The sequence below is a fragment of the Pseudonocardia nantongensis genome (assembly GCF_046546495.1).
GTDB lineage: Bacteria > Actinomycetota > Actinomycetes > Mycobacteriales > Pseudonocardiaceae > Pseudonocardia > Pseudonocardia nantongensis.
Map to the genome: position 1 here is coordinate 66,504 of NZ_JBKGXT010000006.1, position 12,668 is coordinate 79,171.

The 12,668-nt window shown below is 74.5% G+C and carries 11 protein-coding genes; 3 read left to right on the plus strand and 8 right to left on the minus strand.

Features of this window, described 5'->3' with window-relative positions; translation table 11 throughout:
* Positions 1–34 precede the first annotated feature (34 nt).
* Both ACLFMI_RS08305 and upp read right to left on the minus strand, forming a co-directional pair.
* The gene (locus ACLFMI_RS08305) at positions 35–796 is read right to left on the minus strand and encodes an SGNH/GDSL hydrolase family protein (RefSeq protein WP_410947169.1); all 762 of its coding nucleotides are present in this window, start codon (positions 794–796) and stop codon (positions 35–37) included.
* A gap of 13 nt (positions 797–809) precedes the next feature.
* The gene (gene upp / locus ACLFMI_RS08310) at positions 810–1,433 is read right to left on the minus strand and encodes a uracil phosphoribosyltransferase (protein WP_410947170.1); all 624 of its coding nucleotides are present in this window, start codon (positions 1,431–1,433) and stop codon (positions 810–812) included.
* A 420-nt stretch (positions 1,434–1,853) separates the two neighbouring features.
* Between upp and ACLFMI_RS08315 the strand changes: the two genes are divergently transcribed.
* Both ACLFMI_RS08315 and ACLFMI_RS08320 read left to right on the plus strand, forming a co-directional pair.
* A complete protein-coding gene (locus ACLFMI_RS08315; RefSeq protein ID WP_410947171.1) occupies positions 1,854–2,090 on the plus strand; it encodes a hypothetical protein in 237 nt (78 codons plus the stop codon).
* A 123-nt stretch (positions 2,091–2,213) separates the two neighbouring features.
* Positions 2,214–3,497: a primosomal protein gene (locus tag ACLFMI_RS08320; protein WP_410947172.1), complete on the plus strand. Its 1,284-nt coding sequence runs from the start codon at positions 2,214–2,216 to the stop codon at positions 3,495–3,497.
* Between the two features lie 12 nt (positions 3,498–3,509).
* Here the strand turns inward: ACLFMI_RS08320 and ACLFMI_RS08325 are convergent, their stop codons facing one another.
* A complete protein-coding gene (locus ACLFMI_RS08325) occupies positions 3,510–4,625 on the minus strand; it encodes an adenosine deaminase (protein ID WP_410947173.1) in 1,116 nt (371 codons plus the stop codon).
* 205 nt (positions 4,626–4,830) lie between these two features.
* Between ACLFMI_RS08325 and ACLFMI_RS08330 the strand changes: the two genes are divergently transcribed.
* Positions 4,831–6,090 carry a coiled-coil domain-containing protein gene (locus tag ACLFMI_RS08330; protein WP_410947174.1) on the plus strand — a complete coding sequence of 420 codons (1,260 nt, stop codon included), beginning with the start codon at positions 4,831–4,833 and terminating at the stop codon, positions 6,088–6,090.
* A gap of 129 nt (positions 6,091–6,219) precedes the next feature.
* Here ACLFMI_RS08330 and ACLFMI_RS08335 read toward each other — a convergent pair whose 3' ends face one another.
* The 5 genes from ACLFMI_RS08335 to ACLFMI_RS08355 form a co-directional block, all read right to left on the minus strand.
* Positions 6,220–7,353 carry a MalY/PatB family protein gene (locus tag ACLFMI_RS08335; RefSeq protein WP_410947175.1) on the minus strand — a complete coding sequence of 378 codons (1,134 nt, stop codon included), beginning with the start codon at positions 7,351–7,353 and terminating at the stop codon, positions 6,220–6,222.
* Between the two features lie 40 nt (positions 7,354–7,393).
* Positions 7,394–9,247 (minus strand): murein biosynthesis integral membrane protein MurJ, encoded by a 1,854-nt coding sequence (gene murJ, locus ACLFMI_RS08340; protein ID WP_410947176.1) that lies wholly within the window; start codon positions 9,245–9,247, stop codon positions 7,394–7,396.
* 411 nt (positions 9,248–9,658) lie between these two features.
* Positions 9,659–10,987 carry a thymidine phosphorylase gene (locus ACLFMI_RS08345; protein ID WP_410947177.1) on the minus strand — a complete coding sequence of 443 codons (1,329 nt, stop codon included), beginning with the start codon at positions 10,985–10,987 and terminating at the stop codon, positions 9,659–9,661.
* The gene (locus ACLFMI_RS08350) at positions 10,984–11,397 is read right to left on the minus strand and encodes a cytidine deaminase (RefSeq protein WP_410947326.1); all 414 of its coding nucleotides are present in this window, start codon (positions 11,395–11,397) and stop codon (positions 10,984–10,986) included. The genes ACLFMI_RS08345 and ACLFMI_RS08350 overlap by 4 nt, the downstream gene beginning before the upstream one ends.
* Before the next feature lie 39 nt (positions 11,398–11,436).
* A complete protein-coding gene (locus ACLFMI_RS08355) occupies positions 11,437–12,663 on the minus strand; it encodes an ABC transporter permease (protein WP_410947178.1) in 1,227 nt (408 codons plus the stop codon).
* Between the last annotated feature and the right edge of the window lie 5 nt (positions 12,664–12,668).

The following is a 12,668-nucleotide window of genomic DNA, read 5'->3' on the forward strand; positions in this document are numbered from 1 at the left end:
CCCGGGTCCCGCCCGGTGTGGAGCGGCCGGATGTTCAGCGGCCGGTGCTGCGCGGCGGCCGGTCGCGGTCGCGCCAGGCCCCGATCCGGTCCGCCCACATCGTGGCGATCGTCCGGTAGGCGGCGCGGGTCGCGTGCAGCCCGTCCGCGGTGCGGGAGGCAGGGAACAGCCGTCCGACGTCGACGTACTCCACGGAGCTCCCCGCGGCGCGGTGCTCGGCCACGAGTCCCGGGAGCAACCGGGCCAGCCGCGCCCGCTCGGCCCGGTGCTTCGTCAGCGGGGCCCAGACCCCGGCCATGATCACGTGCGTCCGCGGCGCCGCGGCGAACACCTGGTCCAGCATCCGGTCCAGCGCGGCCACCGTCGTCGCGGCGGACGCCCCACCGATCAGGTCGTTCGTCCCCGCGTGCAGGAGCACGACGTCCGGGTCGGCGTCCAGCACCCACTTGCCGGTCATCGGCGCCATTCGGGCCGCGGTCCAGCCGGAACGGCCCTCGTGGTCGGTGTCGGGCAGCTCGTCCGGCCCGGCGGAGCGGGACCCGACGAAGTCCACCCGGACGCCGTCGGCGGTGAGCCGCTGCCACAGCGGCAGCCGGTACCCGGCGGTGCCCGGGCTGCCCACCCCGACCGTGGACGAGGCCCCCAGCGGCATCACCCGCAGCGTGCCGGCCGCCGACACCGGCACCTCGGTGGTGTCCGGCCGGTCCCCGGCCGGGAGCACGCACACGCCCGCAGCCAGTGCGGCGAGCACGGTGCCGGTCAGCAGACGCCTGCGGTACCGGCTGAAGGCGGACACGGCGTCCGGCCGCTCAGACCGCGCCGAACTGGCGGTCGCCGGCGTCGCCGAGACCCGGGACGATGAACGCGGAGTCGTTGAGCCGCTCGTCGATGCTGGCGGTGACCATCCGCACCGGCAGCCCGGACTCGCGCAGCCGCTGCACGCCCTCCGGCGCGGACAGCGCGCAGACCACGGTGACATCGTCGGCGCCGCGCCGGGTCAGCAGCTCGACGGTGTGCGCCATCGAGCCGCCGGTGGCCAGCATCGGATCGAGCACGAACACCGGCCTGCCGACCAGCGACTCCGGGAGCGACTCCATGTACGGGACCGGCTGGTGGGTGGTCTCGTCGCGGGCCATCCCGACGAAGCCCATCTGCGCCTCCGGCACCAGGTTCAGCGCCGCCTCGGCCATCCCGAGCCCGGCCCGCAGCACCGGGACCAGCACCGGCGGGTCGGCCAGCCGGTAGCCGAGGGTCCGGGCCACCGGGGTGTGCAGCGGCTGCTCGGTCAGCGGCGCGGAGCGGGTGGCCTCGTAGATCAGCATCAGGGTCAGCTCGCGCAGCGCGGCCCGGAAGGTCGCGTTGTCGTTGCGGGCGTCCCGCATGCTGCTCAGCCGGGCCCGCACCAGCGGGTGGTCGACGACGATCGTGTCCACGACGGCACAGCCTACGGCCGGGCCCGGGCCGGGACACAGCTCCGCGGACGACGCCGCAGGTCAGCGTGTGACGTCGACACGGATGCGTGTCACGGTTCACGAAGAGTGAGAAGCGCCCGCTCACCGACGGGTGACGCCGCGACCGTCCGGCGGGGCCGCGTGGCCCGCCCGGGTGAGCCCCGGCGACCGGCCGCAGACCTTGCGTGACAGCGGATCCGGCCGGCGTCACCCGGTGACGATCAGTACCGGTCCGGCCGCCCCGGACTCCTCTCATCGCGTGACCACCGGCCCGCGCCGCCACGATCAGCACGCGGGGTCGCCGATTTCGCGATTTACCTGACCCGAACGGGTGGTATGGCCGAAACCCTGTCACACCGAGGCCTCCGTCGACGCTGTACTGGGTGACGAGGAGGTGATCCGATGCCGGAGAACACGACTTCCGAGGAGCAGACGTTGATCGCTGCTGCCGAGAAGCTCACGCAGTGCGACGGTTACGTCGTTCTGGCGGTGGACCCACAGACCGGCGAGGTGGACGCGCACGGCCCGTTCGACGGGATGACCGCGACCATGAAGGCGGACCAGCTGCGGCGGGACTTCGACCGCGGCGGGCTCGAGGACGTGTCCATCGGGGTGGTCCGCCTGCACAGCCAGGCGTGAATGCAGGCTGCGGAGCGGAACATCCGCCCTGACCGCCCGCGGGTTCCCCCGACCCCGGGCCGGGACGCGCGCACCCGCGTGGTCGACCCGACCACGCGGCCCGCGCGGCGTTAGGCTCCCCCCGTGGCAAGCGACATCGTCCCGATCCGGCTCGCCCTCACCCGGGGCGACGTGGTCACCCTGTGGGCTCCCCCGTGGCGGGAGGACGGCGAGGAATGGGAGGCCTTCCTCGGCGACGACGACCACGTCTTCGTCTTCGACGAGGTGGCCGCCCTGGCCGCGTTCGTACGGACGGCCTCCGGGCACGACCTGACCGACCACCCGGCGTGGTCCGAGGTGCCCGGGCTGTCCGTCGCCGAACTGAGCCCGGACGGCGAGCACCGTTACGACCTGGTCGGGCTCCCCGAGCTCGCGGCCGCGGACCCGGACACCGACACGGTGGCCGAGTTGCACGAGGCGGTGTCGATCGTCCGCTCGCTGGCCGACGTCTGCGATCTCGGTGACGTCATCGCCGTCCTGGACGGCGAGCCCGGGTTCGGCCGGCTCCGCGAGGGCCCGGCGGCCTTCGCCGGGCGGGACGGCGCGAAGCGCTGGCGGGCGCTGTCCGCGACGGTCGCGGACAAGTGGGACGCGGTCGTCGACACCGTCGACGGGCTGGTCATCACCCCGGACGTGGACGCCGGGGCGCTGGCGAAGGCCCGCACGGAGGCCGAGGAGCTCGCCGCGCGGGCCGAGACCGTGCCCGAGGACCCCGACGCCGACGACGACACCGCCCTGGAGGACGCCGCGCTCGGCGCCGGCGGGGAGACCGCCGCGGACGAAGCGGAGGAGGGCCCCACCGGCTTCTGGGGCGAGGTGGGCATCGACCCGATCCGGATCACCAGCGGGGACCGCTCGGTGGTGACCCTGCGGTGCTACCTCGACGACAAGCCGGTGTTCCTCGGCTCCGACGGGCGGATCGACGTGTTCCGTTCCGAGCAGGCGTTGTTCCGCGCCCTGGCCGACCCGGCGCACACCGCGGTGACGAAGAACGACTTGGCCGTCGCGGGCACCTTCACCGACGTACTGGAGGCCGCGCAGGTCGGCGACCTGGACGGAGGCGTCGAGGACATGAACACCTACGTGCTCAGCGGGATCGGTGCCGACCTCGCCGACGGGGTGCTGGACCTGGACCCGGTGCAGCTGGACCTGGCGACCGAGCTGCTGCTCGACGTCGGCGAGTGGGCGGGCGATCCCGAGCCCGCCGACGCGCTGGCCGAGTCGAACAGCCTGGGCTGGCTGGTGTCGTTCGTGGTCCGGCCGGACCCGACCCGGATGGCGCCCAGCCCGCCGTTCACGCAGGAGGCCGCCGCGTGGGGCGAGCTGGTGGCCGGGCTGGAGGCCCGGCTGCGCGAGCACTCCTCCTGACGCCGGGTCGGCTCAGGTCCCGCGCAGCGCCGCGTAGCCGGGCTTGATCACGTCCTCGATCAGGGCGAGGCGCTCGTCGAACCCGATGAACGCCGACTTCATCGCGTTCACCGTGAACCACTGCAGCGTGTCCCAGCCGTAGCCGAAGGTCTCCGCGAGGTCGGTCAGCTCGCTGGTCAGCGAGCAGTCCGACATCAGCCGGTTGTCGGTGTTGACCGTGACCCTGAACCGCAGCCGGGTGAGCAGGCCGATCGGGTGCTCGGCCAGCGACGGGGCGGCGCCGGTGTGCAGGTTCGACGTCGGGCACATCTCCAGCGGCACCCGGCTGTCCCGGATCCAGGCGGCCAGCCGGCCCAGCCGCGGGGTGCCGCCGTCGCCCTCGACGGTGATGTCGTCGACGATCCGGACGCCGTGCCCGAGCCGGTCCGCGCCGCACCACTGGATGGCCTCCCAGATCGACGGCAACCCGAACGCCTCGCCGGCGTGGATCGTGACGTGCGCGTTCTGCTGGCGGACGTACTCGAAGGCGTCCAGGTGCCGGGTGGGCGGGAAGCCCTTCTCCGCACCGGCGATGTCGAAGCCGACCACGCCGACGTCGCGGTGCCGGACGGCCAGTTCGGCGATCTCCCGGGACCGTGCGGCGTGCCGCATCGCGGTGAGCAGCGCACCGATCCGGATCCGCTGCCCGCGCGCGGCGGCCTTCTCGGTACCGATCCGGAAACCGTTCAGCACCGCGCCGATGACGGCGTCGACGTCCAGGCCGCCCTCCACGTGCAGCTCGGGCGCGAACCGGACCTCGGCGTAGACGACGCCGTCGGCGGCCAGGTCCTCGGCGGCCTCGGCCGCGGCCCTGGTCAGCGCGTCGCGGGTCTGCAACACCGCGACGGTGTGCCCGAACGTCTCCAGGTAGCGCTCCAGCGAGCCGGAGTGCGCGGCCCCGAGGAACCAGGCGGCGAGCTCGCCGGGATCGGTGGTCGGCAGCTTGTCGTAGCCGCACTCGCGGGCCAGCTCGATCACCGTGCCGACCCGCAGGCCGCCGTCGAGGTGATCGTGCAGCAGCACCTTGGGCGCCCGGCGCACGGAGTCGGAGTTGATCGGGGCGGGGGTCTCGGCGGTGGGGTCGGCCACGCGCGCACGGTACCCACGCACGGGTGCTCCGGCTCCCGGACCGGCGCGCCGCACGACATCGGTGCTTCCGACCTGCCATGATCCGCACCGATCAGGTCGTCCTATATACCCCGGACGGCCCAATCGCGCACCGTCCGTCGACCCTCGAACGGCGGTCGCTACCCTCTGGGCACTCCCCACTCGGCTCAGAGGAAGCGCAGCAGCCATGAGCGACACTTCGAACCTCTCGTTCGACCGGATGCGCGGCATGCTCAATCGGGCGGCCGAGATCCGCGACAGCGAACAGCAGCAGATCTTCGACTCCCTCGACGAGATCCACGCGCGGCTGGCCGCACTGGACGCCATCGGCACCGTCCGCAAGAAGCTCACCGATCTCCCCGATCGGACCGAGCTGAACGTGCTGGCCGAGCGCGTCGACGAGACCGTGACCAAGCTGGACAACCAGGAGGTCATGCTCGGCGCGATCACCCGCGCCATCGAGTCCCTGCCGGACCGGCTGGCGAAGCCGATCGCCCAGCTCGACGGCAGGCTCGACGCCATGGCCGGCCGGATGGAAGGTGTCTCCGGCCGGATGGACGGCCTGGACGACCGCCTCGGCGGCCTGCACAAGCGCCTGGACGACCTCGACAACCGGCTCGACCGGCACGAGATGCGCCTGGACGCCATGCCGAACGCGGTCGCCTCCCCGATCAAGGAGCGGGTCGAGGGCGTCGAGCGGAATGTCAAGGAGCAGCTGGACGCGGCCACCCAGTCGTTCGAGGAGACCGGCGAGGGCCTGCGCAACCTGCTCGGCGACACCTCGGTCGGCCTGCACCGACGGCTGGAGGAGCTGGCCCAGCGCCCGGCCGTCGACCCGGCCCCCGGGTTCGACGCGCTCACCGAGCGGATCGAGGCGCTGGCGGCCCGGCTGGAGGAGGTCGGCACCCGGATGGACACCGTCGAGACCGGCCTGGAAGGGCGCTTCGGCGACCTGGACGGCGCCGTGAAGGAGCGGCTCGGCAAGCTCGGCGGCTCCCTCAAGGACCGCCTCGGCGAGCTGGACGGCACGGTGACCTCCCGCCTCGGCGAGCTCGACGGCAAGGTCGGCGAGCTGGACGGGTCGGTGCAGGACCGGCTGACTCAGCTCACCGGGGACGTCGACAACCGGCTGGAGACGCTGTCCGGGACCGTCGAGGGCCGGCTGACCGAGCTCGACACCGCACTCCGCGACCGTCCGGACACCAGCGCCGTCACCGACCTGGTCGGGAAGGCCAACGCCGATTCCGAGCGGCGCAACGCCAGCCAGCTGGACGAGGCGATGGCCACGTTCGCGGAGCTGATCATGGGCCGGGGCGGGCAGTACGCGCAGCAGACGCCGCCGCCCCCGCCGCGGCCGGCCCAGCGCCGCACCCGGCAGAAGGTCGCCGTGAAGAGCCAGAACGGCGCCTCGGCCGCCGACCTGGTCGCCGAGGACCCCGACGAGTGACCCGCTCGCGCTGAGCCTCGCCCGGCACCGAGCGTCGCCGCTGCTCGGTGTCCCGAGGGGCACCCTCGTGGGCACCCGGGTCCTGAGGGTGCCCCTCGGGGCCCGGGACTCGGGACTCGGGTGCCGGGTTCAGCGGAGGGCTGCGGCCATCCGGTGGACGGCCTCGGTGACGATCCCCGGGCTCGTGCCCAGGTTCAGCCGGACGTGCCCGGCGCCGCCGGTGCCGAACGGCGGGCCGGCGTTCAGCGCCACCCGGCCCCGCTCCAGGAACGCGACCGCCGGGTCGTCGCCCAGGGCGAGCGCGCGGCAGTCCAGCCAGGCCAGGAACGTCGCGGGGGCCGGCCGGTAGGCGACGGCGGGCAGGTGCTCGGCGAGCAGCTCGGTGAGCAGGGCCTGGTTGCGGGCGATCCCGGCGACGAAGCCGTCCAGCCAGTCCCGGCCGTCGTGCAGCGCCGCGACGTGCGCCTGCACCGCGACGTGGCTCGCCCCGACCGCGAGCATCTCGGCCGGGATCCGGTCCAGCGCCGGCGTCGCGTCCGGGCCCGCCACCGCGATGGCCGCCTTCAGCCCGGCCAGGTTCCATCCCTTCGACGCCGAGTGCAGCGCGAAGCCGGTCCCGGCCCCGGGCACCTTGAGCCACGGCGTGAACGGGGTGTCCGGGTCGACCAGCGGGGCGTGGATCTCGTCGGCGACCACGGTGACGCCGTGCCGCTCCGCGAGGTCCGCGACGGCGGCCAGCTCGCCGGCGGTGTGCACGGTGCCGGTCGGGTTGTGCGGTGAGCAGAGCAGGAACGCCGAGCAGCGTGCGAACGCCGCATCCAGCGCGTCCGGGTCCAGCCGGCCTGCGAGCGTCAGCGGGGCCTCGACGACGGTGAACCCGGCGTGCGCGAGGAAGGTGTAGAACGGCGGGTACACCGGCGGGGTGACGGCGACCGCGCCCCCGGGTGCGGCGACCGCCCGCAGCACCTCCACGATCCCCTGCATGACGTCCGGGACCAGCCGGGTGCGGGCCGGGTCGAGGCCGTCCCAGTCCCACCGGTCCGCGGTGAACCGGGCGAGCGCGCCGGCGTAGCCGGGCCCGTGCGGGTAGCCGGTGTCGCCGGTCCGCACCGCCGCGGTCACCGCCTCGACGACGGCCGGTGCGAGCGGCACGTCGGCCTCGGCCACCCAGAGCGGGAGGACGTCGTCGTCGTAGGTCCGCCACTTCATGCTCGTCCGGCGGCGCAGCTCGTCCAGGGTCAGGGCGCCCAGCGGGTCCGTCATGGACCGGATCGTGACATGCCGACCGGCCGGCGGCGCCCGCTCAGCGCCGGGCCAGCCGCCGGAACACCGCGTCCAGCTCGCGCACCTTCAGCAGCCGCATCCCGACGACGGCCAGCGGCAGCGCGACCAGCGTGCCGCCGACCAGCAGCGTCCAGGCCCGCGCGACGACCGGCCAGTCGGCCAGCGCCGGCTCGACGCCCTGCGCGATCCCCCACGCCACGGCCGCCCCGACCGCTGACGCCAACGTGACCCGGCCCAGGGTGCCCAGCACCTCCACGGTGCGCACCCGGCCGAGCCTGCGGCGCAACAGCCACTGCCCGATCACGGCACCGCCGACGAACGACAGGCCGTTCGCCGTGGCCAGGCCGAGCACCACCCGGTCGGGCGGCAGCAGCAGCGGGCAGGCCAGCAGCAGCGGGATCTTCACGCCGACCATGCCGACCTGGATCAGCGTCGGCGTCCGGGAGTCGGTCATCGCGTAGAAGACCCGCATCTGCAGCATCGTCACCGCGTAGGGCAGCAGCCCGAACGCCGACCAGGCGACGGTCTCGCCGAGCCGCGCGGCCCCTTCACCGCTGGCCGCACCGACCGAGAACAGGGCGGTGCCCAGTGCCCCGCCGAACGCCGTCATGATCGCGGCGATCGGGATCAGCCCGACCGTGGTGAGCCGGGCGCCGAGCGAGAGGTCGGTGACGACCTGGCCGGTGTCCCCGTCCGCGGCGGCCCGGCTCATCCGCGGCATCAGCGCGGTCAGCAGGGAGACGCCGAGGACGCCGTAGGGGACCTGCAGCAGCAGCCAGGCGTTGGTGTAGGTGGAGACCGAGCCGCCGTCCGCGGCCGCGGCGACCCGGGTGGTGACGATGTAGCCGGCCTGGCCCACGAGGACGTAGCCGACGATCCACAACGCCATCCCGCCGGCCAGCGACAGCCGCGGGTCCCAGCCCCACACCGGCTTGTAGCGGAACCCGATCCGGCGCATCGACGGGATCAGCACGACCGCCTGCACGACGATGCCCAGCGTCGTCCCGAGGCCCAGGACCAGCAGCTTCGGGTCACCCATCCGTACCGGGTCGGTGGAGATCTCGCCGGGCATCGACACGTAGACCACGAGCACGCCGAGCAACACCAGGTTGTTCAGCACCGGCGCCCAGGCGAACGGCCCGAACACCTGTTTCGAGTTGAGGATCGCGCCGAGCAGGGCGCCCATCCCGTAGAAGAAGATCTGCGGCAGCAGCAGCCAGGCGAACGCCGTCGCGAGTTCGGGGTTGGCCTGGCCGGATTCGCCGGAGCCCAGGTAGAGCCGGGTCAGCAACGGCGCCGCCGCCATCGCCGCGAGCGTCGCGAGCAACAGCCCCGCCCCGACGACGGTCAGCAACCGCCGGGTGAACCGCTCCCCGTCGTCGGTGTCCTCGGCCTGGGCACGCACCAGGACCGGGATCATCACGCTGGTCAGCACGCCACCGAGCAGCAGCTCGTAGACGATGTTGGGCAGCGTGTTGGAGACGGTGTAGGAGTCGTTGACCACGGCCAGGCCGAGCACCGCGACCAGCGCCAGGTTCCGGACGAAGCCGGTGATCCGGCTGACCAGGCTGGCGATCGCGATCATGCCGGACGACCGGACGAGCGAGCCCGTGTTCTCGGTCCCGTTCGCCTTCCCGGCCCCGTCCGCCGGAGTCGCCGCGGCGTCCGGCGCTCCGGCGGGGGCGGCCGGGTCCTCGGTACCGGGGACGACCGGGCCGGTGGCGTCCAGCGCGTCGGGAGGCGTCGGCGCGCCGCTGCGCGGCGGGGTGTCCCCTGCCGGGGTGCCTGCACCGTTCGCCGCAGCGCCGGCGTCCGACGGGTCGCCGCCGCCAGGGACGACCGGACCGGTGGCGCCCAGCGCGCCGGGCGGCACCGTCGGACCACCGTCCGGGGGGACCCCCGGCCCGGCCGGCTGCGGGACCGCACGCGGGGACACCGGGCCGGCAGCGGGATCGATCGGGTCCGTCGCCGGCCCGTCGGCGGGCGGGATCGGTCGCCCGACCGGGCGGGTCACCTCCCCGGGCGTCTCCGCGGGGGCCGGACGAGCCCGGCGCGGCATCACCGGTCGGGGTATGGGCGCCCGCTCCGCCCGTCGGTCCTCACGCATCGCGCACCATCGTGCCGGATCCGCATCGCTCCCCCGGAGTCGCCTGCCCGTGCTCGGCGAGGTCGTCCGGCTGGACAGCTCCACCGGATGCCGCCGGCTCCGGCCGCTGGGCGCGCCGGTCGACACCGCGCGGAACGGGTGCGCTCGCCGGTGGCTCGACGTGCGCCGGCCGGGCGCTCAGCCCGCCCGGCGCACGTCGAGCACGAGGTCGCGGGCCGCCGGCGGGTCGGCGGTGACCAGCAGGGCGTGGCCGGCCAGGGCTCGGTGGGCCTCGGGCAGGCGTTCCGGGGTGTCGGTGTGCAGCTCCAGCAGCGGCGTCCCGGCGCGTACCTCGGCGCCCGGCTCGGCCAGCAGCCGCACCCCCGCCGCGGCCTGCACCGGGTCCTCCTTGCGGGCCCGCCCGGCGCCGAGTCGCCACGCCGCCGTCCCGACGGCGAGCGCGTCCGCCCCGGAGAACACCCCGGAGCGGTCGGCGGTCACCGTCTCGACGTGCCGGGCGACCGGCAGCGGCGCGGCCGGGTCCCCGCCCTGCGCGGCGATCATCCGTTCCCAGACCTCGTACGCGGCCCCGGACGCGAGCGTCGCGGCCGGGTCGGCGTCCGGCAGGCCGGCCAGCGCGAGCATCTCCGAGGCCAGCGCCACCGTGAGCGCGACGACGTCGGCCGGGCCGCCGCCGTGCAGCACCTCGACCGACTCGCCGACCTCGAGCCCGTTGCCGACGCAGCGGCCCAGCGGCCGGGACATGTCGGTGAGCAGCGCGGTGGTCGGGAGGCCGTGCGCGGCACCGATCGCGGTCATCGCGTCGGCCAGCTCCCCGGCCCGGTCGAGGGTCTTCATGAACGCGCCGGAGCCGACCTTGACGTCGAGGACCAGCCCGCCGGTGCCCTCGGCCAGCTTCTTGCTCATGATCGAGCTGGCGATCAGCGGGACCGACTCGACGGTACCGGTGACGTCGCGCAGCGCGTAGAGCCGCTTGTCGGCGGGGGCGAGCGTCGGCGTCGTCGCGCAGACGACCGCGCCGACGTCGGCGAGCTGGGCCCGGATCTCCTCGGTGGACAGCGACGCCCGCCAGCCGGGGATCGCCTCCAGCTTGTCCAGGGTGCCCCCGGTGTGTCCCAGCCCGCGCCCGGACAGCTGCGGGACGGCGGCCCCGCAGGCGGCGACCAGCGGCGCCAGCGGCAGCGTGATCTTGTCCCCGACGCCGCCGGTGGAGTGCTTGTCGACCAGCGGGCGCCCGACGTCGCCGAAGTCCAGCGTGTCCCCGGAGTCGATCATGGCCTGGGTCCAGTGCGCGGTCTCGGCCGCGTCCATCCCGTTGAGCAGGATCGCCATCGCCAGCGCCGCCATCTGCTCGTCGGCGACCTCGCCGCGGGCGTGGGCGCCCACCACCCAGTCGATCTGGTCGCGGCTCAGCTCGTGGCGGTCCCGCTTCGCCGTGATGATCTCCACTGCGCCGAACGACGGCCGCGCGGGCTCGGCGTCGGCCCGGCCCGCTCCGCGGCTCACCGGGCACCTCCCGGGAGATCGGACGGGCCGAACGCGTCGGGGAGCACCTCGGTGAACGGGCGCGGCCCGCGCGGGGTGTCGCACAGCAGCCCGCCGCCGCCGAACTCGTGGAGCACCTGACGGCAGCGCCCGCACGGCATGAGCAGGACGCCGTCGGCGGAGCGGCAGGCGACCGCGAGCAGCCGCCCACCCCCGGACAGCCGCAGCTGCCCGGCCAGGGTCACCTCGGCGCAGGAGCCGAGCCCGTAGGAGGCGTTCTCCACGTTGCAGCCGGTGACCACCCGGCCATCGTCGACCAGCGCCGCGGCCCCGACCCGCAGGCCCGAGTAGGGCGCGTACGCCCAGGCCGCGGCCGTCACCGCGGCCGAGCGCAGCGCGTCCCAGTCCGGGACCGGCGCGTCCGGCCGCATCATCTCCCGCCCGGCGCCGGACGGTCCGCCGCCGGCCATCTAGCGGCCCTCCCCGCGCCGGTACTCGACGCCGAGCCGGGCCGGTGGCCGTAGTCGCTGGGACGCCGCCGCCAGCACGATCAGGGTGACCAGCTGCGGGGCGTAGGAGGCGAGCTCGGAGGGCACCGTGTCGACCGTCCAGTAGAGCGCGTAGACCAGCAGCCCGGCGACCAGCGCGATCGCGGCCGCGGCCCACATCCGGCGGATCGCCCACAGCACCGCGACGACGACGGCGACCAGCGTCGCGCCGTAGAGCAGGGCGTGCACCGCCTCGCCGCCGGCCCGCAGCTGCAGGCCGTCGACGTAGCCGAACAGCGCCGAGCCCATCAGCAGCCCGCCCGGCCGCCAGTTGCCGAAGATCATCGCGGCGAGTCCGATGTAGCCGCGGCCGCCGACCTGGCTCTCCAGGTAGCTGAGCTGGGCCGGGTTGAGGACCAGCGCCGCGCCGCCGAGCCCGGCCAGCCCACCGGAGACGACGACCGCGACGTACTTCTGGACGATCACGTTCACGCCCAGCGTCTCGGCCGCGACCGGGGCCTCGCCCGCCGAGCGCAGCCGCAGCCCGAACGGCGTCCGCCAGAGGATCCAGTAGCTGATCGGCACCAGGGCGAACCCGAGCACGACGATCGGAGTCAGCCCGCTGACCAGCCCGGACAGCAGTCCCGCGAGGTCGGAGACGAACACCCGCTGCTGGTCCTCCAGCGCCGCCAGACCGTCAGCGACGCCCGGGACCTGGAACTCGGTGAAGCCGTCGAGGCGCGGCGACTGGCGGGGGTTCTGCGACACCGGGGTGAACACCAGCGTCGCCAGGTACTTGGTCAGCCCGGTGCCGAGCAGCGTGATCGCCACGCCGGAGACGATGTGGTTCACGTTGAAGGTGACCGTCGCGACGGCGTGCAGCAGCCCGCCGAGCGCGCCGAACACCAGCCCGCCGAGCATCGCCGCCCACGGCCCGTACTGGTAGCCGGCCCACGCCGCACCCCAGGTGCCGAGCACCATCATGCCCTCGAGGCCGATGTTGATGATGCCCGCGCGTTCGGACCAGAGCCCGCCGAGCGCGGCGAACAGGATCGGCAGCCCGAGCCGGACGGCCGCCTCCGAGGTCCCCGACGACGCGAGCTGGGTCTGCCCGGTGAGCGTCACGGTGATCGACAGGATCAGCACCAGGCCGGCCGCGATCAGCGCCGAGCGGGCCCAGCCGGGCAGCGTCCCGAGACGTTCGGTCACCGCGG

What these genes read in the sequence shown, in the direction of transcription:
- ACLFMI_RS08330 (WP_410947174.1), top strand. Translation starts at nt 4,831, where the DNA reads ATGAGCGACACTTCGAACCTCTCGTTCGACCGGATGCGCGGCATGCTC.
- ACLFMI_RS08315 (WP_410947171.1), top strand. Translation starts at nt 1,854, where the DNA reads ATGCCGGAGAACACGACTTCCGAGGAGCAGACGTTGATCGCTGCTGCC.
- ACLFMI_RS08350 (WP_410947326.1), bottom strand. Translation starts at nt 11,397, where the DNA reads ATGCGGCCGGACGCGCCGGTCCCGGACTGGGACGCGCTGCGCTCGGCC.
- ACLFMI_RS08335 (WP_410947175.1), bottom strand. Translation starts at nt 7,353, where the DNA reads ATGACGGACCCGCTGGGCGCCCTGACCCTGGACGAGCTGCGCCGCCGG.